This is a genomic window from Alteromonas sp. ABD4_190 (assembly GCF_056160105.1).
This window is the reverse complement of record NZ_JBSWWN010000001.1, coordinates 3,651,078-3,671,523: the sequence shown is the minus strand read 5'-3', so window position 1 is coordinate 3,671,523 and position 20,446 is coordinate 3,651,078. Positions and strand designations below refer to the sequence as shown.

16 protein-coding genes are annotated in these 20,446 nt (G+C 44.4%); 12 read left to right on the top strand and 4 right to left on the bottom strand.

What is annotated here, in order from left to right; all coding sequences use genetic code 11:
- Positions 1-237 precede the first annotated feature (237 nt).
- Positions 238-2,616 carry a TonB-dependent receptor gene (locus ACXAFM_RS16035; protein ID WP_474835210.1) on the bottom strand — a complete coding sequence of 793 codons (2,379 nt, stop codon included), beginning with the start codon at positions 2,614-2,616 and terminating at the stop codon, positions 238-240.
- Positions 2,617-2,937: 321 nt separating this feature from the next.
- On the opposite strand from ACXAFM_RS16035, the gene ACXAFM_RS16030 reads away from it, so the two are divergent.
- The 4 genes from ACXAFM_RS16030 (at position 2,938) to ACXAFM_RS16015 (ending at position 7,586) form a co-directional block, all read left to right on the top strand.
- Entirely contained in the window at positions 2,938-4,233 is a 1,296-nt protein-coding gene (locus ACXAFM_RS16030; protein WP_474835208.1) for a GntP family permease, read from the top strand.
- 104 nt (positions 4,234-4,337) lie between these two features.
- The gene (locus ACXAFM_RS16025; RefSeq protein WP_474835206.1) at positions 4,338-5,759 is read left to right on the top strand and encodes an E22 family MetX-like putative esterase; all 1,422 of its coding nucleotides are present in this window, start codon (positions 4,338-4,340) and stop codon (positions 5,757-5,759) included.
- On the top strand, positions 5,756-6,826 hold the full coding sequence (locus tag ACXAFM_RS16020; protein WP_474835204.1) for an extracellular catalytic domain type 2 short-chain-length polyhydroxyalkanoate depolymerase: 1,071 nt from the start codon (positions 5,756-5,758) through the stop codon (positions 6,824-6,826). The genes ACXAFM_RS16025 and ACXAFM_RS16020 overlap by 4 nt, the downstream gene beginning before the upstream one ends.
- Positions 6,819-7,586, top strand: a complete 768-nt coding sequence (locus ACXAFM_RS16015) for a 3-hydroxybutyrate dehydrogenase (RefSeq protein WP_474835202.1) — start codon at positions 6,819-6,821, stop codon at positions 7,584-7,586. Before ACXAFM_RS16020 ends, ACXAFM_RS16015 begins: the two co-directional genes overlap by 8 nt.
- A gap of 106 nt (positions 7,587-7,692) precedes the next feature.
- Here the strand turns inward: ACXAFM_RS16015 and ACXAFM_RS16010 are convergent, their stop codons facing one another.
- A complete protein-coding gene (locus tag ACXAFM_RS16010) occupies positions 7,693-8,853 on the bottom strand; it encodes an iron-containing alcohol dehydrogenase (RefSeq protein ID WP_474835200.1) in 1,161 nt (386 codons plus the stop codon).
- Between the two features lie 236 nt (positions 8,854-9,089).
- Between ACXAFM_RS16010 and ACXAFM_RS16005 the strand changes: the two genes are divergently transcribed.
- The 6 genes from ACXAFM_RS16005 (at position 9,090) to tmpT (ending at position 16,493) form a co-directional block, all read left to right on the top strand.
- Positions 9,090-11,432 carry a fatty acid cis/trans isomerase gene (locus ACXAFM_RS16005; RefSeq protein ID WP_474835563.1) on the top strand — a complete coding sequence of 781 codons (2,343 nt, stop codon included), beginning with the start codon at positions 9,090-9,092 and terminating at the stop codon, positions 11,430-11,432.
- A 90-nt stretch (positions 11,433-11,522) separates the two neighbouring features.
- Positions 11,523-12,398, top strand: a complete 876-nt coding sequence (gene nadK / locus ACXAFM_RS16000; RefSeq protein ID WP_014948959.1) for an NAD(+) kinase — start codon at positions 11,523-11,525, stop codon at positions 12,396-12,398.
- Positions 12,399-12,657: 259 nt separating this feature from the next.
- The gene (gene dps, locus ACXAFM_RS15995) at positions 12,658-13,167 is read left to right on the top strand and encodes a DNA starvation/stationary phase protection protein Dps (protein ID WP_014976104.1); all 510 of its coding nucleotides are present in this window, start codon (positions 12,658-12,660) and stop codon (positions 13,165-13,167) included.
- 403 nt (positions 13,168-13,570) lie between these two features.
- Positions 13,571-15,256, top strand: coding sequence for a DNA repair protein RecN (recN, locus tag ACXAFM_RS15990; protein WP_474830805.1), 1,686 nt, complete (start codon positions 13,571-13,573; stop codon positions 15,254-15,256).
- Positions 15,257-15,380: 124 nt separating this feature from the next.
- Positions 15,381-15,737 carry an outer membrane protein assembly factor BamE gene (locus ACXAFM_RS15985; RefSeq protein WP_474830803.1) on the top strand — a complete coding sequence of 119 codons (357 nt, stop codon included), beginning with the start codon at positions 15,381-15,383 and terminating at the stop codon, positions 15,735-15,737.
- 102 nt (positions 15,738-15,839) lie between these two features.
- The gene (gene tmpT / locus ACXAFM_RS15980; protein ID WP_474835198.1) at positions 15,840-16,493 is read left to right on the top strand and encodes a thiopurine S-methyltransferase; all 654 of its coding nucleotides are present in this window, start codon (positions 15,840-15,842) and stop codon (positions 16,491-16,493) included.
- A gap of 133 nt (positions 16,494-16,626) precedes the next feature.
- On the opposite strand, the gene ACXAFM_RS15975 is transcribed toward tmpT, so the two are convergent.
- Together ACXAFM_RS15975 and ACXAFM_RS15970 are read right to left on the bottom strand one after the other, a co-directional pair.
- Complete coding sequence (locus tag ACXAFM_RS15975; RefSeq protein WP_474830799.1) at positions 16,627-17,913, bottom strand: DUF445 domain-containing protein; 1,287 nt, start codon at positions 17,911-17,913, stop codon at positions 16,627-16,629.
- A gap of 12 nt (positions 17,914-17,925) precedes the next feature.
- Positions 17,926-18,420, bottom strand: a complete 495-nt coding sequence (locus ACXAFM_RS15970) for an arsenate reductase family protein (RefSeq protein WP_474830797.1) — start codon at positions 18,418-18,420, stop codon at positions 17,926-17,928.
- A 613-nt stretch (positions 18,421-19,033) separates the two neighbouring features.
- On the opposite strand from ACXAFM_RS15970, the gene ACXAFM_RS15965 reads away from it, so the two are divergent.
- Positions 19,034-19,705 (top strand): hypothetical protein, encoded by a 672-nt coding sequence (locus tag ACXAFM_RS15965; protein WP_474835196.1) that lies wholly within the window; start codon positions 19,034-19,036, stop codon positions 19,703-19,705.
- Between the two features lie 41 nt (positions 19,706-19,746).
- Complete coding sequence (locus ACXAFM_RS15960; RefSeq protein WP_474835195.1) at positions 19,747-20,319, top strand: sugar O-acetyltransferase; 573 nt, start codon at positions 19,747-19,749, stop codon at positions 20,317-20,319.
- The last annotated feature ends 127 nt before the right edge of the window (positions 20,320-20,446 follow it).

Below are 20,446 nucleotides of genomic sequence, written 5' to 3'. Positions count from 1 at the left end.
AACTTGTAACTACCTTGTTAATCAACATACTACCACGCCGGTAAAAAAAGGTTAATCTTATTGGCGTATCTGTTATTGGCGCATTTGTTATTGAGTAAGGGGCTCCGCACCACGCCCTTCACTGCTCGACATATCCGCCGGCCAACACAATCGAAAGAGGTCGAGCAAAAGTGAGCACGCCTAAGCGCACTGGCCTAGGCGTGTAACGTGTTGTAAATCTTCTTCAGAACATACCGTTTAGAATCGATAACCTACCGTAAGGTGAACTGTACGTGGGTCACCGTAATAACCAATAAGTGTAGTATCGCCACCAAGGCCCGGACCAAAGTTACCTTCATCGTCTTGCGTAACAAAGTCATAACCACCAACCAGATACTCTTCATCGGTCAGGTTTTTGACGTGTAGTCCAGCATACCAGTCGCCTTCCACACTTTCCCAACGCGCGCTTAAGTTCACCATACCATAGGCATCTTGTTGAATAAGATCGCTGGTTTCAAAGATAAGGTAATCATCGCGATAGTAGTAGTTGGCGTTGAAGGTAATATCCCCAAAACTCGTTTCTAGTAGGTAGTTAGCATTAAGATTAAAGGTGTTCTCAGGTGTACTCGCTAGGCCAATCAACGGAGGAATGGCATTGTTTTTCTTAATTTCAAAATCAATATAGCCGTAAGCAGCGTCAAACTGAAGGTTATCGGTGGCCACCCACGTCATCTCCAACTCGGCGCCTTTTGCGGCCGTTTCTGCTGCGTTGCGCAGTCGCTGATCTAGGGCTGTTGGATCAGATAAATCCCCTTCTACACCAATATACTGACGATCTTTGTGGTCGTATGAGAACAATGTGATATTCATACGAAGTGCGTCGGTTAAGTCGCTCTTCACACCCACTTCGAAGCTGTCAACGACTTCTGGTTCAACACCAGGCTCGTTAGTCTGAGCACGAGGGTTAAACGTGCCCGATTTAAAGCCTTGTGAATAGCTCGCGAAGAACATGGTATCGCGGTCCATTTGATACTCAACGCCCACTCGCGGGGTAAAGCGCGACCAACTCTCTACCGCAGGCGCATCTAACACTTCATCGCCATCAGTGTCTGTCCCAAGCACTTGAGGCACTAGTTGCCCGTCGGGACGCACGTACCCATCAATCCAGTCGGTATAAGGATAAACATTGGCGAATACCAAACCGTTATTTACAAAAGCCGTCTTCTCTTCATCGGTGTATCGGGCACCAAGTGAAAGCGATAGCTTGTCGGTAACGTCGTAATTCATTTGTGCGTAAGCAGCCCAGCTTTCTGAGTTATTGCAGCCTGTCACTTCTCGCGTCAATCCAGAAGCTCCAAGCGCTTGCCCTAACACACCCAAAATTGCATCAAAATTACCGCAGCTCTCACCATCGTAAAAATAAAGCCCTGATACTAAGCTAAATGCGTTCCCGGTATAGTTCGCTTGAATCTCGTGAGTATCATTACTGTCGTCATATTCTGCCGGTACATCAAAAATAGGCAGGGGCGTATTGTCAAAATCAATGTTGGTAGGTGAATAACTTTCTCTGTGTGAGCCAATATATTTAAGCTCTAAATCATCATTCACTTGGTATCGTGCCAGCCAGTTATAACCTTCTAACTCGACTTTATTCCATGTAGGTAAACTGGTGTAAGAATCGAAAACCGAATCAGGCACGGGCGCATCAGTTAAAATACTTGGAATTAAACGGTAGCCGCCTTTCGCATTTGACGTGTCTTCGGTCTTATCCCAGCCAATACGGAAAAACAAATCTTCACTCGGATGAACTTCTAGCGTTACACGGGCTGCCCAAAGATCTTTGTTATAATTCTCTTTATCTTGATTGGGCAACGCGCTTACCAGATATTCGCCGAAGCCGTCGCGGTTTAAGTTGGCATAACCCACGCCTAGATACACAGTGTCTTCAATCAATGGTATTTGACCTGTCACTTTGATATCCCGCTGGCTGTAGCTACCTACCGTAGCTTCAACGTTCATCTGCGTATCGCCGGTCATTTCCTTCGTAACATATTTAACCGCGCCACCAATCGTATTCTTTCCGTAAAGCGTCCCCTGCGGGCCACGTAACACCTCAATACGCTGTACGTCTAACAAATCAAGTACGGCTCCTTGTGGGCGAGCAATATAAACATCATCAACATAAATACCCACGCCTGGCTCATAGCCCCAAAGCGGGTCTTGTTGACCCAATCCGCGAATAAATGCCGTCAAAGTGGAATTGGTACCGCGACTGGTTTGTAGCGTAGTGTTTGGTGAAAACTGCTGCACTTCAGTCAGCACGCTAATCCCTTTTTCGCCAAGTTCAACCGCACCAATAGACGTGATAGCTACCGGCGTCTCCTGTAGCGACTCTACAGTTTTTCGCGCTGTCACCTCGATGCGTTCTAATTTTCCTTTTTGCGCTTCGGCATCGGCATCAGCTTGACTATCCTGAGCAAATACTGGCGCGGTGCTTAAAACGCTAGCCACCGCTAGGGCACAAAGACTGCGCATGGGGAGCTTAACTGAAGCGCTTTTGTGTTCTACTGTGCTAACAGCAGCTGAATGTGATTGGTAGGGGGAAACCAAGCCATTTGTGTGTATTGATTGAGACATAGTGAGTCCTTGTTGTTCTAAATTTTAGGGCCTGTTGAGCTTTGCTGTACCTCAAATGCTGTTCTTCAAAGATCAGCAGGCTCACGTCACTGTCGAATGTATTGCCTACGGTCAAAATCACTTTAGTTAATTAATTGTTAATAGTATGTAGTACCATCGTACTATGGGATTTTGATAAAAGTAACGTCAAACTTTGTATCTGTTATGAACGCTTTTTATCTGATTTGTATACACTTTATAGTTTTGGGTGTAGGCAAATCTTTAATCGACTTAACTGTTTCGGATCATCTGCGGTCACAGATTTTTTAAGGAATGATAACTATGTTAAGTATGATTGGCTTAGTAGGCGGTCTGTTGTTGCTTATTGTTTTGACAATACGCGGAATGAACCTCTTTATTGCTGCACCTTTGTGTGCCCTTGTGGTTGCCATCACCAACAATATTGGCGTGTTCACTGGCGACGTGAATTTCGTTCAAACCTATATGAGTGGCTTCTCTGGCTTTATCGCCTCTTGGTTTTTTATGTTTTTACTTGGTGCGTTATTCGGTAAATTCATGGAAGACACAGGGGCAGCAGATGCTGTTTCTCGCTGGATCATCACCAAAATCGGTTACAAACGCGCAGTATTAGCTGTTGTGCTAGCTTGCGCTATTTTGACCTACGGTGGTGTTAGCGTGTTTGTGGTAGCGTTTTCTGTTTACCCAATGGCGGTAAGTTTGTTTAAAGATGCCAATTTACCCCGTCGCTTCATACCAGCAGCCATGGCATTTGGGTCGGTAACATTTACGATGACTTCGGCGGGTTCACCGGAAATCCAGAACTGGATCCCTATAAAGTATTTAGGTACCTCACCTTTTGCCGCGTGGGAAGTTAGCCTTGTCGTCGCCATTTTCATGGCATGCTTCGGCTACTGGTGGCTGGCTAAGATGATCAGAAAAGCCGTTAATAACGGTGAGGTGTTTGAAGCCAGAGCAAGCGACCCTGAAATACGAGAAAGAGCGTTACCCCACCCGCTTACCGGTATTGTGCCCTTGGTCGTGGTGTTAGTCATTTCGTTTCTATTCCATGAAGAACTCGCTCAGCTTGCACTTATTTTGGCGTTAGGCGGCGGCGTACTGTGTTTGCTGGCTATTAACTTCAAACATTTTCACAGTTTACCTGTTGCCATAAATGCGGGTACTACCGGGGCATTGATTGCCATAGGTAACACCGCCGCTGTTGTAGGGTTTGGGTCCATTGCAAAAAACACTGAAGCGTTTCAAACAACAGTAGCGCTTATGACCCAAATTCCTGGTAACGAGCTTATTGGTGCCGCCATTGCCGTAAGCGTGATTGCAGGATTAACAGGAAGTGCATCTGGCGGACAAGCCATTGCCTTACCCTTGGTGGCTCCGCATTATCTTGACCAAGGCGTAGAGCCAGAGCAGCTACATAGAATTGTATCTATATCTTCAGGCGCACTAGATTCGCTACCTCACAACGGCTATGTGGTTACTACCATACGCGCCATTTGTAACGAAACCCATCAGGCTGCCTACTGGGCGGTTGGTGCGCTAACTGTTGTGGTGCCAGTTATTGGTTTGGCGATGGCAATTGGCTTGTTTAGCTTTATGTAGCATTAGTCAAAGCCAACGATATGGCCGAAGGCCGCACGATATATAAGTCACTCTAGTAAAACATTGCCATTTAAAAATGCGGTCTGAGAAAAGGACAAGAAAGTATGAATTGGAAAAAGACGCTTACTTCCACGTTAGTGTGGAATAAGAGCAAAGGCACCAATAAGCTATTGAAACAGCCGGGCTCACAACGAGTGCAGAAACCGTTAGCATTAGCAAATTTGGTTGAGGTGTTTTTAGTTAAAAAGCAGCGCTCATTGGTAGGATTATTTGCCACGCTAATGTTGACGGTACATTGCCAGGGCATTGCTGGCGAACTCGAAGATACATCGCCATTGCTCAGTTCTTCAAAAGCACCTACTTCTGAGCCCGTTGCTTCCTTGCCAAGCGCTTCGCTGATGGTAAAAAAACGCGCTTTTGAAATGCCACATTTCACAACTTTTGGTGGTAAACAAATTAAAAACGTAAAAGTTGGCTGGGAGGCGTACGGAACACTCAATGATGCTAAGAGTAACGTTATACTGATTACTCACTATTTTTCTGGATCTTCTCATGCCGCTGGAAAGTACGATGATAACGATTCAGCGCCAGGCTACTGGGATAGTATTATCGGCCCCGGCAAGGCGATTGATACAGACCGCTTTTATGTAATAAGCGTTGATACGCTGGCCAATCTAAATGCTTACGACCCACACGTTATTACAACCGGTCCTACGTCAATAAATCCAGATACAGGCAAACCCTATGGCTTAGACTTTCCCGTCGTGACAATACGTGACTTTGTAAATGTTCAAAAAGCACTTCTTGAAAGCTTAGGTATTAGCAAACTGTATGCGGTTATTGGGCCTTCTATGGGCTCTATGCAGGCTATCGATTGGGCGAGCGCTTACCCAGACTGGGTTGAACGTATGATTTCAGTTATCGGCGCAGGTCAAAGCGATGCATGGACTACCGCGGCATTGGAACACTGGGCAACGCCAATCACTCTAGATAAAAACTGGAATAACGGCGCTTATTCCAAAGAGCAAGCGCCCCTTAATGGCTTAGCTGCCTCGCTCATGTTAATTACGCAAAATGCCCTTACCCCTTCCTTTTTTAACCAAACCGGCAACACGTTAGGGTATAAAAGTGTTGAGTCGGCGCCGCTTAATGACATACGTCAATCACACAGTATTGTGAACTGGCTGCGTGAGCGAGCAAAGACCCGGGCAAAATCCATGGACGCAAACCACCTTTTATACTTGGTTCGAGCTTGCCAGCTCTTCGTTGCTGGGCATCAAGGTAATCTTGAGCAAGGGCTGGCGTCGATAAAGGCGAAAACGCTGTTTATTCCAGCCCAAACTGATTTGCTACTTATGCCCTACTTATCGCAAAGTGCACACCAAGGTTTAACTTCAATGAATAACGACACCACATTGGTTACGCTAAATGGCAAATTAGGTCACTTAGAAGGCGTGACCAATGTATCCGCTCAAGCTCAGGCTATTCGCCAATTTTTGGAAAATGATAAGGCAGCAATGCAATGATAAAATCTACCCCCTTTTTACGCCACGCGCTTTGTCTGTCTGTATTAAGCGCACTTGCCGTTAGCGTACCGGTATTCGGTAACGAGTCATCTGCGCAAGACGCGCTCCCTTCACTCACCATTGATTTAACGAACGTTACCGTATCTGGCTTATCGTCAGGCGGTTACATGGCAACACAATTTCAATTAGCACACAGCGACTGGGTAAAAGGCGTTGGCGTTATTGCTGGTGGTCCGTACTTCTGTGCACAAGGTGATATAACCACTGCCCTGGCACAGTGCGTGAACAAGGTAGAGGGAGAAATTAACCTTGAAGCGTTGAATGAAAAAGCCAAACAGTATGAAACTGAGGGAAAGATTGCGTCGCTTTCCAATATGAAAGACGCAAAAGTCTGGCTTTTTCACGGTACGCAAGACACCAGAGTGATTGCACCAGTGAGCGATTTATTATTTGAGCAATACAAATTGTGGACAGACACACAAAATATTGCCTATATCAATGACAAACCCATGGCACACCTCTTTCCCACCAAAAACAATGGGGTTAACTGCATGAAATCAGAGAGCCCCTTTATTGGAAACTGTGATTACGATGCAGCAGGTGCCATGCTCTCTCATCTCGTTGAAGATGTTTCGACACCCGACGAGTCACTGTCAGGGCAAATTCATTCAATTGATCAGCAAAAAATAGCGGGTGGCGATGCAAAAACATTAGCAAGTGAAGGCTTTGTGTATGTGCCTGAAAGCTGTGCACAAGGCGAGCCGTGCAGAGCCCATATTAGTTTCCACGGCTGTAACCAGTATGCCGATGCCGTTGGCGATGCCTACACTACCCAAACAGGGCTTAATGAATGGGCTGATGACAACAATATTGTTGTGCTTTATCCGCAAACTAAAAAGTCGTTATTCATGCCGTTAAATCCACAAGGCTGTTGGGATTGGTGGGGCTATGCCTCTGACGATTACGCCAACAGGAACGGCGCACAAATAAACGCAGTGAAACAGCTGCTGTTTTCATTAAATAGTGCACCTTCATTAAATAAATCAAACGGAAGTAACAATGAGTAAGCGAACGATATTTATCACGGGGGGAGCAAGCGGTATTGGCTTTGGTATAGCAGAGTCAATGATGAAACAAGGGCATCATGTGATCATTGCCGACATAAACGAGCAAGCGGCAAAAGAAGCTGTAACTAAACTTGCTCATTTAGACGGCTCGGCCAGCGCAGTAGCGGTAGATGTGTGCGATGCAGAGCAAGTCGCAGCGCTACCTGAGGTACTAGGGAAACATACCGTTGATGTGCTTATAAACAATGCTGGTATTCAGCACGTTTCACGCATCGAAGACTTCCCTGCAGATAAGTGGCAGCAGCTTATAAATATCATGCTTGTTGGCCCAGCTCTTTTAACCCAAGCGTTTTTACCTGCCATGCGTAAGCAAAATTACGGGCGCATTATTAATGTAGGCTCTATTCACTCGTTGGTAGCCTCGCCCTATAAATCTGCTTATGTAGCGGCGAAGCACGGGCTGTTAGGGTTTGCAAAAACCATCGCTCTTGAAACGGGTGACTGTGATGTAACAATTAACACTCTCTGCCCTGCGTATGTTAAAACGCCCTTGGTAGAACAACAAATTACAGCACAGGCGAAAGAGAATAACCTCACCGAGGAAGAGGTAATAACAAAAATCATGCTAGAACCCATGCCTAAAAAACAGTTTGTTAGCGTTGAAGAGCTTGCAGATACCGCAAGCTTCTTAATGTCACCCAGTGCTCGCAATATAACTGGGCAAACCATGGTACTTGATGGGGGCTGGACGGCACGATAGTTGACTGTGCCTATAGCACTTTACTATTGGTAGTTGTAGCGTGCCGTTTCGTATTAAAAAGACTGCAATAAGCAGTCTTTTTTCGTTTAATGTTTTCGCAAAAGCGCTATTCCCAAAGCGATACGTAGATGGCAACCATTTCTTCAATGGTAGGGATGCGTGGATTATTACCGGGAGAACCTGATGCCAAAGCTTGTTCAGCCATTGTTGAAGTCGCTGCAAAAAATGCCTCTTTATCAATACCGAAGTCGGCAGGCGTAGGCACCTGCAAATCTGCATTGAGCGCTTTTAGTTCGTCGATAAGCTTTTGATTCGCCACCTCATCTGAGTCACTTTGCGTAGCAACACCCATGGCGCGAGCACATTGTGCATAACGCACTGAGGCACTTGGAATAGAAAAGGCGGTAACCGCGGGCAACAACATGGCGTTAGACAAGCCGTGAGGCACATGAAAGGCTGCGCCTATGGGTCGGCTCATTCCATGAACAAGGGCCACTGACGCATTTGAAAAAGCAATACCCGCGAGCGTTGAGCCCAGCATCATTGATTCTCTTGCCGTTTCATTTGTTGGATCTGCAAATACAGTGCGTAGATTAGGCGCAATTAACGCCATGGCTGATAACGCCTGTGCATCACTGTAAAGATTGGCTTTGCGGCTAACAAACGCTTCAATAGCGTGAGTAAGCGCATCTATGCCTGTATCGGCTGTTACGCGGGCAGGCAAACTTTGCGTTAATGAATAATCGACTAAGGCTGCCGTTGGCATAAACCCTAAACCAACACACAACATTTTTTCTGTGGTATCTTCGTCGGTGATAATGGTAAACCGGGTTGCTTCTGAGCCCGTTCCCGCTGTTGTGGGAATAGCAATGATCGGCAGTCCCGCGTCATCTACAACCCGCGGGAATTTGTAGTCTCGCATTTCGCCGCCGTATTTGCCCAATATGGCAATGGCTTTTGCGCTATCGATGGGGCTTCCGCCACCTAAAGCAATGATGCTGTCATAAGCTTGGGTTTTGAAGGCGTCTACTCCACGATCAATAGACCTCACCGTGGGTTCTGGCACCGTATCTGAGAATACATCGGCGCTTATTCCTGCCTCTTCCAGCACTTGCACCATGGCAGCGCTATATCCCAATTCAACCATCACCTTATCGGTAACCAATAATGGCTTGCTACAGTTAAGGCCTTTGAGCGTTTCAGCTACCCGCTGACTCGCGCCCTTCCCTATGTGCATCACTCTAGGCAAAATAATTTGATGAGACATGCTTCCCTCCTATGGTTGCTTTTCACCAGCATACCTTCCGACATGCCTAAAGCAATGGCAATGTAAAAATAATGTTACCGCCCCACTACCTCTCCAGCTTTCCTCCAAATAGATACAAATGCGTGGTTGTTTCCATTGCCAAGCGTTAATGGTTAATTATTAACATCACCGTACGTGAAATGAGTGATAAACTGATTAGAACTTTTCTGTGGACTACGATTATGAAGAAACTCGGTATGATTTCGTTGCTGATAGCAATTATCGCTATAGCGATATGGCAATGGCCGAAACCTGACGCTCCTTTACTTTCATCAAACAACGTCATGCCCGCCATGGAGAATTTGCCCGACAATTTCTTTGATACACAAGTAAACCCAGTACTAACGCAGCGCTGTGTTGTCTGCCACGCCTGCTACGATGCGCCATGCCAACTAAAAATGTCATCTCCAGAAGGTATAGCCAGAGGTGCTAACAAAGAAAAAGTCTATGAAGGAACACGACTCACCGCTGCCCAACCCAATAGAATGTTTCTCGACGCCCACAACGTAGACGCATGGCGAGAGCGTGGCTTTTTCGACGTGCTAGAATCGAAAGAAAAACCTAACACTTCGCCGACCCAATCTTCGGTGCTAGCACAAATGCTTTTGCTAAAAAAACAGCACCCTTTGCCCAACACCGCTCATTTAGGTGACAGTTTCGATATAAGCTTAAATCGACAAAACCAATGCCCAACAATAGATGAAATGGGCGGGTACATAGCAGGCCAGCCCCTGGGAGGCATGCCCTACGCACTGCCAGCCCTGTCGGATGCAGAGCACACTACACTCATTCAGTGGTTAAACCATGGTGCGCCGTTACCTTTACCCAAAGCGCTCTCACAAGAGCTGAATGAGAACATAACTGATTTGGAAGTGTGGCTTAATGGGGATAGCAATGAGATGCAGCTTTCCGCACGCTATATTTACGAACACTTGTTTACGTCTCACCTCTATTTCGAAGATATTTCAGAAAAAGGTAAAACGCCTCAGTTTTTTAATCTAGTGCGCTCACGTACACCCCCCGGACAAGCGTTAGATATTATTGCTACTCGCAGACCCTTCGACGATCCAGAGGTCGAGCGCGTTTACTATCGTCTACAGCCAGTGCATTCAACTATTGTGAGTAAAACACATCAAGCGTACGCCATTAATAAAACACTGATGGATAAATGGCAATCGTGGTTTGTCGACGCAGAATTTTCTGTAGAAACATTGCCATCATACAAACCCCAAGTGGCGGCCAACCCATTAACGGCCTTTACCTTATTGCCAGTAGAAAGTCGTTATCGATTTATGCTTGAGCGTGCGCAAAACACCATCATGGGTTATATCAAAGGTCCCGTGTGCAGAGGCCAAGTCGCGCTTAACGTCATTAACGATCGATTCTGGGTGTTCTTTGTCGACCCAGACATTGCAGCATCTGAGAAAGTGAATGCTTTTTACGCTTCTCAAAAAGAAAACCTTCACCTTCCCGCTGAAAAAGATAGCTCAGCCCTTGCGGTAAACTGGGTTAAATACGCAAAGCGCCAAGGCGAATATATGCGTGCAAGAACCACCTTTTTGAACAATGAATTCAAAAATGAAGAGCATTTGAGTGTGTCGAGTATATGGGATGGCGACGGCGATAATACTAATGCCAGCTTAACCGTATTTCGTCATTTCGATAATGCCACAGTTGTTAAGGGGATGGTTGGCCAGCCCACTAAAACAGCATGGGTGATTGACTATGCCTTGTTAGAGCGCATTCACTATTTGCTTGTGGCTGGCTTTGATGTTTACGGCAATTATGGCCATCAGTTATTGACCCGTTTGTACATGGATTTCTTGCGCATGGAAGGTGAATCGAACTTCCTTAATCTACTTCCTCCAACTACCCGCCATGACCTTCTCGACGATTGGTATCAAAATGCAAGCCCTGAACTTACCGATTATTTGGAAGGTGATATCAACAGTTTCGAACAACCTTCTGGCATAGCGTTCGAAACAGATAATCCTCAACAAGAACTTTATCAATTGTTATCGCAATACTTGGCTAAAGTTCAACCGAATGCCTCAACCTACAATGAACGTTTGCTATCAGTTGAACAGTTCCAAGCATTAAAGCGCTTAGATTCGCTTCCTGCTCAACAAGCGACGTTGATGCCTGAAACTACCATGATTGTGATTCAAGACGACAAGAACCCAGACAACATTGATGTGTTCACTGCCCTTAGAAATAGCGCGCATTACAATGTAAATAGCCTATTTGAAGAAGAGGAAAACCGGGAGCCTTCTAAAGATTCAATCACGCTAGTTCATGGTTTGTTGGGCAGTTACCCTGACGCATTCTGGTATATCAATGCCTCAGAAATAACGTCTTCGATTGAGAAGCTTAAGTCCATTAAAAGCGAAGCCGATTACAAAGCCTTGCTCGACGATGTTGGCATGCGCCGAACCAACCCTAACTTTTGGGCGTTTAGTGATAAATTAATGCAATGGTCTAGCGAGCGCTACCCTATTGAAGGCGGTCTTCTCGACTATAATCGGTTAGAAGATCGCTAAACCTTGCGCTGTGTGCCGTTTAACGCTTTTCTTTTGCAAAAAACCTGTGCTAATGTCCAACCATTGGAAATGAAAGGACATTAGCATTCCATGCCCTATCAAACCGTTGCTTTAATTGGAAAACCTCAGCACGCTGCAACCCACGACAGCCTGAACATTCTTGCCGAATATTTATTGGCAAAAGGCTGTAAATTATTGGTTGAGGAAAGTATTGCTGAAGAACTTGAAACCGAAAACTTCAAAAGCTGTAACCTTGTCACTATTGGCAAAGAGGCTGACCTCGCCGTTGTGGTAGGCGGTGACGGCAGCATGCTTGGTGCAGCACGTGTGCTCGCTCGCTTTGACATTCACGTTGTCGGTGTAAACCGCGGAAACCTCGGCTTTTTAACCGACATTCACCCTGATGATATCGTTCAACAACTTGACCTTATCTTTAACGGTGAATGCGTAGTAGAAGAGCGCTTCTTACTTGAAGTAGAAGTTTATCGACACGAAAAACTTAAAAGTAACAACTCTGCTGTAAACGAAGTGGTACTTCACCACGGAAAAGTTGCCCATATGATGGAATTTGAAATTTACATCGATGAGCAATTTGTATTCAGTCAGCGCAGCGACGGATTAATAGTAGCCACACCTACAGGTTCAACGGCTTACTCTTTATCAGCGGGCGGCCCTATTATTATGCCCAAGCTAGATGCACTTACGTTGGTACCCATGTTTCCTCACACACTTAGCAGCCGTCCAATCGTTGTTGATGCTGACAGTCAGGTATCGATGAAAGTATCAAAGGTTAATAGTGACTCGCTACAAGTGAGTTGCGATAGCCATATTGTTCTGCCGGTGCTACCTGGCGATGAAATTCGAATAAACAAAAGCGTAGACAAACTCCATCTTGTTCACCCTAAGGGCTACAGCTACTTCAATGTACTTCGTAAAAAGTTAGGTTGGGGTAGTAAGCTTTACTAACCTCCCTGCTCCATTTAGTTGATTCCATGTGCATTTATTACATAAGCCTGTAGCATTTTCTTGATTGCTACAGGCTTGAAAAATAAAGATTTTTTAATCTTCTCTAATTTCCTTAACGAAAACCAAGACTTATAGAAATATAAGTTTTCGGCATACCTGTTGCACCTATCATAACAAGTCGTCAGCACAAGGTCTTTGTTATTTGGCCTAAATGATGTTTCGCATCCCGCTGACTTATTTGCGTTCAATAGGAGATATCATGAGTAACACCAATATCAAATTTACAGCCCCTGGAATGGATAACGATGCAGCTGCCAAAACAATCAAGGTATTGGATCAGCGATTGGTTGCACTATTAGATTTACAGTTAACGTTGAAGCACATTCATTGGAATGTAGTAGGACCAAATTTTATTGGCGTGCATGAGATGTTGGATCCGCAGGTAGATGCGGTACGCGAAATGACCGACACAATTGCAGAGCGAATTGCCACGTTAGGTGGCGTACCAAAAGGTACACCGAAAGCCATTGTTGAAGGTCGCAGCTGGAACGATTATGAGTTGGGTAAAGGTTTAGTACTTGACCACCTTAAGGCGCTGGATGCCGTATATGACGGTGTAAATGGTGACCATAGAAAAGCGTTAGAGCTTTTAGGTGAAATTGACCCAGTATCAGAAGATATGATTACTGGCCAACTGGCAGACTTAGAACAGTTTCAGTGGTTTGTGCGCGCACACATTGAGTCTGGCAGCGGTGAATTGCAGCAATAGCCTCTAATCATTGAATTTTATACACTAATCTAACTATCTATAGTTAGAATTTCAAAGGAGAGCTTAGGCTCTCCTTTTTGCTGTTTGGTTTATTAAAAGCTTTAGTGCAGTCAACGTATTGGACTACTCACCATTTTATAGACAGGCTTTTAGCTATCAAATTTCACGTAGATTAGTACTGTATAAATTTCTGTAAAGCACGCATTTCCATTGTTTCACATCTTCAGGTTACTCATAACATCACAAAAGTCGCTAAACTTATGATATTGATTTTATGAGTTTTGTTAGCATCCCCCTCCATTTTAACGCAATTTTTTCCCGACTTAGCTTTACACAGCCAAAATACTGTATATATTATCAGTTACTGTATATATCATCATGTTCAACTTTTTCGAGTGTGGTTATGTTAGCGCATCTTTCTATTTCTAATTTTGCTGTTGTAAAACAATTATCGGTTCAACTGGAAAACGGGCTTACTGCAATCACGGGTGAAACCGGTGCGGGTAAATCAATTGCTATTGATGCGTTAAGCTTGTGCTTAGGTGAACGTGCCGACGCAAATGCCGTGCGAAAAGGTAGTGCAAAAGCGGAAATCATTGCTCACTTTTCTTTAAACGGCAATGTATTAGCTAAAGCCTTCCTCGATGAACATGAGCTCACCTCAGATGAAGATGAGAATAGCTGCTTTATTCGCAGAGTTATTTCAAAGGAAGGCCGTTCAAAAGCTTTTATCAACGGTATTCCCGCCTCACTTCAGCAGTTAAAAGGTTTAGGCCAGTTTTTGTTGGCCATTCACGGTCAAAATACTCACCTACAGCTGCTGAAAGAAGACCATCAAAGAGAATTAGTTGATGGTTACGCTAAGCACAACGACATATTAGTGCAAGTTAGAGAAACCTACTCTCTTTGGCGTGATAAGCAACGCACATTAAAGGCGCTTCAAGAACAAGCCCAGCAGCGCGAAGACAGAATTCAGCTACTAACTTATCAGGTTCAAGAACTTGATGAATTCGCCATTGAAGAGGGTGAATTTGAGGAGTTAGAAATAGAGCACAAACGCCTTAGTAACGGGCAAAGCCTTTTAGAGCAAGCACAGACCAGCGTATATAACTTATATGAAAGCGATGAAGGCAACGCACTGTCAGTTATACAAAGCAGTATTGAACGTTTAGGCGAATTAGAGGCGCACGACGCTAGTTTAACGCCAATCATTACAATGCTTAATGATGCAGCAATTCAAGTAGAAGAAGCTGCGGGAGAGCTGCGTAGCTACTGCGATCACTTAGAGATTGACCCACTTCGCTTACAGCAAGTTGAGGCGCGCTATGCGAAGGCGATGGAACTTGCCCGTAAACATACTGTGATGCCAGAAGGACTTTATCAGCATCACCAAGAGCTAGCCGCCGAATTCAATGCTTTATCGGAACAGGAAACACTGTTAGGTACGCTTGAAGGCGAAGTAGAAGAAGCACGAGCAACGTATTTAACCGCGACCAAAGCGCTTTCTGAGAGCAGGCAACGTGCTGCTGGTAAGCTAAGCGAAGATATTGAAGTGCAAATTCGCCAAATGAATATGCCCCACGCAAAAGTGGATATTCAGATTCAATACGACGAACTTAAGAAGCCGGTGAGCACAGGTCTAGATACCGTAGAATTTAAAGTGTCTACCAACCCTGGTCAAGATGCAGACAAATTAGAAAAAGTCGTATCAGGTGGTGAACTTTCTCGTATAGGACTGGCTATTCAGGTTATCGCGAGCGGCCATCACGCTACCCCTACTATGATTTTCGATGAAGTCGATACGGGCATTAGCGGCCCAACAGCATCAATCGTTGGCGGACTTTTACGTAAATTAGGTAAACAATCGCAAGTAATGTGTGTTACCCATCTACCTCAAGTAGCGGCACAGGCACATAATCAATTGTTTGTTACCAAGCTTACCGACGGGGAAAGTACTGAAACCCAGATGTTGGCGCTGACTAAGCAAGACAGGATCGATGAGCTTGCAAGACTGTTAGCCGGTGATAAAGTAACCAAATCGGCGCTAGCGAATGCAAAAGAACTGCTTAAAAGCGCAGCATCGAACTAAAATGCAGTTGATTGGTCATAGTTGTCAATGTAGCATGCCTTCGCGCTTGCAATAAAACAGTCTCGAAATTCGCTTTAGCGAAGTTCATTGACACTAACAAAGGCAATACTGGACAAATTAACGCATGAAGTTGCAACACCTATTAGTAATTCTTGGTATCACACTAACATCAACCGCTTGCTCGAACTGGATTTATAGAATCGACGTTCCTCAAGGAAACTTCCTTGATCAAAGAGATGTGGAAAAGCTGCGCGTTGGAATGACAAAAGAACAAGTTATTTATGTACTAGGTAACCCTGTTGTTCAAGACTCATTCGACGATGATACTTGGTACTACGTTTACGATATGAAGCGCGGTATGAAAAAGCGTGGTGAAGATTTTCAAAAGCAAATGGTGATTAACTTTGTAGACAACAAAGTGACAACGGTTGAAGGTGACTTCGAGTTATCTGAAGACTTCAATACACCGCTTGATGACTAATTTTGTTTAAAAGGTAGCGTTTCTCGCTACCTTTTTTGTTTCTAATACCCTTCATAAAAACGCCTGTTTTTTAGATATATCGCTTACCTACTTGAGGTTTATATGGAACATAGTTTTTGGCACAGTAAATGGCAAAAGAACGAGATTGGATTTCACGAACCTGAAGGGAATGCACTTCTGGTAAAGTATGCGTCTTTTCTGGTTGGCGACGATATTCCTAGCACATCTTTAAAGCGCATTTTTGTACCATTATGTGGAAAGACGCGTGATATTGGTTGGTTACTCTCCAAGGGTTGTGAAGTGGTTGGTGCTGAGCTAAGCGAAGTGGCTATTATACAGCTGTTTGAAGAGTTAGGTGTAGAGCCTACCGTTACCACTACTTCCAACGGTAAAGTTTACGCTAAAGACGGTTTAACCATTTACGTAGGTGATATCTTTAAACTTACATCAAGCGACTTAGGTGACGTTACGGGCATTTACGATAGAGCCGCTTTAGTCGCGCTGCCTAGCCCGCTTCGCGAGCAATATGCTGCGCATTTAACGGCCATTACTCAATGTGCCCCCCAGCTAATCATTTCTTTCGAGTATGACCAGAATGAAATGGCCGGCCCTCCCTTTAGCGTAAACGAAAAAACCGTTGATTCACTCTACGCTGGCGACTACGACATTAAAAGGTTAGAGCGCTCTGTGCTTGAAGGCGGTTTGAAAGGCAAAGTAGACGCTGATAATTTGGTATTTGCACTAACGGCGAAGTAGACTTTTTTTAGATTCGTTTCCAATACAAAGCGTTTAAATGGTTGCTTTATTGTTTGCGTTTTAGCGCTGATTACCAGAGACACTTAAGCTATTCATACCCACACCTGCTAATGCGACTTGCTTAAATAAATGACTAGAGGCCAAGCAGTGCCTCTATGCCAAACAATATTGCACCTATCAACCCGCCTACAATCGTGCCGTTTATGCGAACTTTTTGAAGATCGCGGCCAATATTCAACTCTACCTGCTCAGCCATTTCACGTTCATCCCAACTATTGATGGTGTCGCGAATGTGACGGGTTAGAAATTCAGCCAACTCAGGCGCCATGTATTTAGCCGCTTCCCCGATATGTTTATTGAAAGCCTTTGCTAATTCACTATCTTGCGTCAACGTGGTGCCCAAATCTTTTAGAAGACCTGACGCTTTTGTTTCTGCTTTACCATTTTGCTCTTCAAGAGACCTTAAAAGCCATTGATGAAACTTGGCCCATGATTGCTGAACATACGCGTTTAACGCTGGGTCACTAATAATTTTTTCCCGATAGCTGTTTACCTTTTTCTCCATTAACGGGCTGTGCTGTAGTTCGTAAAGAAATTCGTGTACTTGCTCATCAAATGCATGGCGAATGGGGTGATGCTCATCTTCGTATACATCTTCCAAAATACTTGAAACCGCTTTAACAGCAATGAGTGCCCCCTGCTCGCTTAGCCAACTAGACGGCAATAGCTTTTCAATACGACTGTATTCGGTTTTTAGCCAGACTACTAACGTATCTGCTATGTAGATTTGGGTTTCTGGCTCTGCAAGCAGTGAGGCCAATTTCCCTAACACCCTATCAAGCACTACCTGATGCTGGCGATCTTTCGTAACGGCGCTTAACGAGGTTGCCATCAATTGCCTAAGATCAAGTTGGTTAATGCCCTTCTGTGCGGTTTTAGCGATAAACGCTTTCACAGGTTTGTCATCGAGCACGCGAAGAACGCCTGCAAAAGCATCGCATAGAAAGCGACTTAAACGAGTAGCGTTCCTATCTTGTGACAACCACCTTCCCGCGCCCTTTGCAGGGTCACTGTCCCGAATTAGCTTTTCTATTGCTTCGGGATGAAAGAACTTTTCTTTAACGAACAATGACAGATTATTAGCAATAACAGACTTGTTACTAGCCACGATATTGGTGTGCGGAATGGGGTACTTCGCTGGAATTGGCTTAAATAATGCCGTCACTGCAAACCAGTCAGCTAGACCACCGATGAGCGCCGCCTCACTAGCCATCTTAATAAGCCCCAACCACCATGCTCCTTGCAAGTTTGGATAAAACTTAGGAAGTAAAACTGTTAAAACAAATACACTTGCGGCAAAGATCAAACAGGCCAATGCAAGCCTTTTAGCCTTATTCAATTGCGTGTACTTGTCCTGCATAAACTACTCCGTTTAAATTACTCGTTTACCATCTTGGTCTATAAGTGGTGTTCCGTCTTCTTTAGCAAAAGGGCCTTGTGGCCATACAGGCAAAATATCCAGTACAGCTTCACTTGGACGGCATAACTTCACTGTTTCTTTCGCGTTATCAGAATAGGAATTACCTTCAACTATCCCAAGAGGTAAAGAAACTGCTTTTTCGTGTTCATCTTTGGGAATGCAAACAATAGGCCTATTCACTAAGATGGGATGTTCCAGCATCAATTCAAAGATGATTTCGTTACTCACTGTTTCATCAAGTAACCCTAATTCAGCAGCAGGCGACTTTGTTGTGCGAAGCGCTTGTCGAGGGTTAAGGTTAGCTGCATTCAATAAATAAGTTAGTTGTTCACGTTCCCACCCAACACGTAAATACTCAATAACCTGCACCTCATACCCAGCGGCCTTGATCACCGCCAGTACATTCCTAGACGTGCCGCACTCTGGGTTGTGATAAATCTTTATCATCGCCATCTAACCTCACTAAAAAGTAAAAACCATATATACCAACATACTATTAAAATTCGAGGACAGACACTCGCAAAGGCTAATACCTTGCCTGTACTCGTTGGACACACACTCAAATAGCTACCTGTACTTCTTAGACACACACTTAAAAAACGGCTTGTGACCAAATACAATTCGAGGACGGACAATCACATAGGCTAAAACCCACCCTGTCCTCACTGGACACACACTCAAATTCCTACCTGTACTTCTTGGACACACACTCAAAAAAGCAGCTTGTAACCAAAAAGATGTATTCACATTGAGTGTCTGTCCATTCCTCTAAATAATTTCTTCAAGCGAGTGTCTGTCCCCTTCTGAGCTTAGGGCCATGTGGTGGAGAATGGTCAAATTCGCCATCCGGTGGCAGATGAAACTATAAAATTAGTTATTACACCATTGAGCCAGTTCCCCCCTTTAGCATATTAAACTAACCCTCTGATTTTAAATGCTTTTTAAGAGTGGCATGATACGTGATATGTATTTCATAAATGCACAACAAAATTTGTGTTTGATATCAAAACCGTTAAAGCGTGTTATTAAGTATTTATGAAACAATCAAGGATAAAAGAATATGAAAAAGTCTATTATTGCTAGTGCAGCTATGTTGCTTTCAGCCTCTTTGCTTACTGGCTGCGTTATCCATGTTGGCGACGCTAGCGCATTAGAAGGCAGCGATTTCAGTTCTATTCTAGGCAACATTGACATAGCTGAAGGGAAACACGCTGGCGATATTTCTTCTGTTAATGGCAATGTGGAAATTAGCGATCATGGTGGCGCGGATGAAGTCAGCATCGTTAACGGCAATCTTGAAATGGGTAGCCATGTGTCTGTCCGAAATATCGACATTGTAAATGGCGATGTAAGTGCAACTTCACACCTCAGTGTGCTTAAGAGTGTAGAGACCGTGAATGGAAATGTTACGCTTCCTACGCAAAGTACAATTGGCGGTAGCGTTGAAACAGTGAATGGAGACATAACAGCCGTTGATACAACCATTGAAAAACACATCAAAACACTCAACGGCGATATTACTTTGTCTGGCTCTTCTCACGTTTTAGGCGATATCGTATATAAGGAAAGTGAAAGCTCTTGGGGCAAGAAATCAGATAACAAACCTACCCTATCGATTAGTGCATCGGTTACTGTGGACGGCAGCATTGTTTTGCACCGCCCTGTAAATTTAGATATTGAGAGCGATGAACTAAAGCAAAAAGTCGTTGTAAGCTACGGCGGTGCAAAGTAACGTAGCCGCTTTAACAACAAAGCTCAATGTTTCGGAAATACATGACTGAACATGAAAAAATGCTCGCTGGCGATTTATATTACCCGTCAGACAAAACTTTAACGGCGTTGCGTAAGCAATGCCGTATTCAATTAGACGAGCTTAATGCAACTTGTCAAAGTGACCACAAAAAGCGTACTAGATTGCTAAAACAATTGTTTGGCAGCACAGGAAAAAGACTATACATCGAGTCTTCGTTTAAATGCGATTACGGCGAAAATATCCACGTTGGCGAAAACTTTTATGCCAATTTTAATTGTGTCATTTTGGATGCGGCAAAGGTGACGATTGGTGACAACTGTATGATTGCGCCTCAAGTAGGGCTTTATACAGCCACCCACCCTATAGACCCCGCGCAAAGAGCAACAGGTATAGAGTTCGCCAAGCCTATTACTCTCGGCAATAACTGCTGGATTGGTGGGATGGCCGTGATAAACCCTGGTGTGACATTGGGTGATAATGTGGTTGTGGCTTCTGGCGCGGTGGTAACCAGATCTTTTGGAGATAACCTAGTCATAGGCGGTAACCCAGCCAAAGTAATCAAAGAGATTGAACCCGTCGCTCAAAGTGTTTAACGATTTAGCCGATGCCTTTATGAATGGAAGCTTTTATGAATGAAAGCTTTATAAATTAAGCTTATGTAAACGGCATTTTTTTGAACAAAGCTTTTCTGAAAAAGGCCTTTTTCAACGAACTCACCAT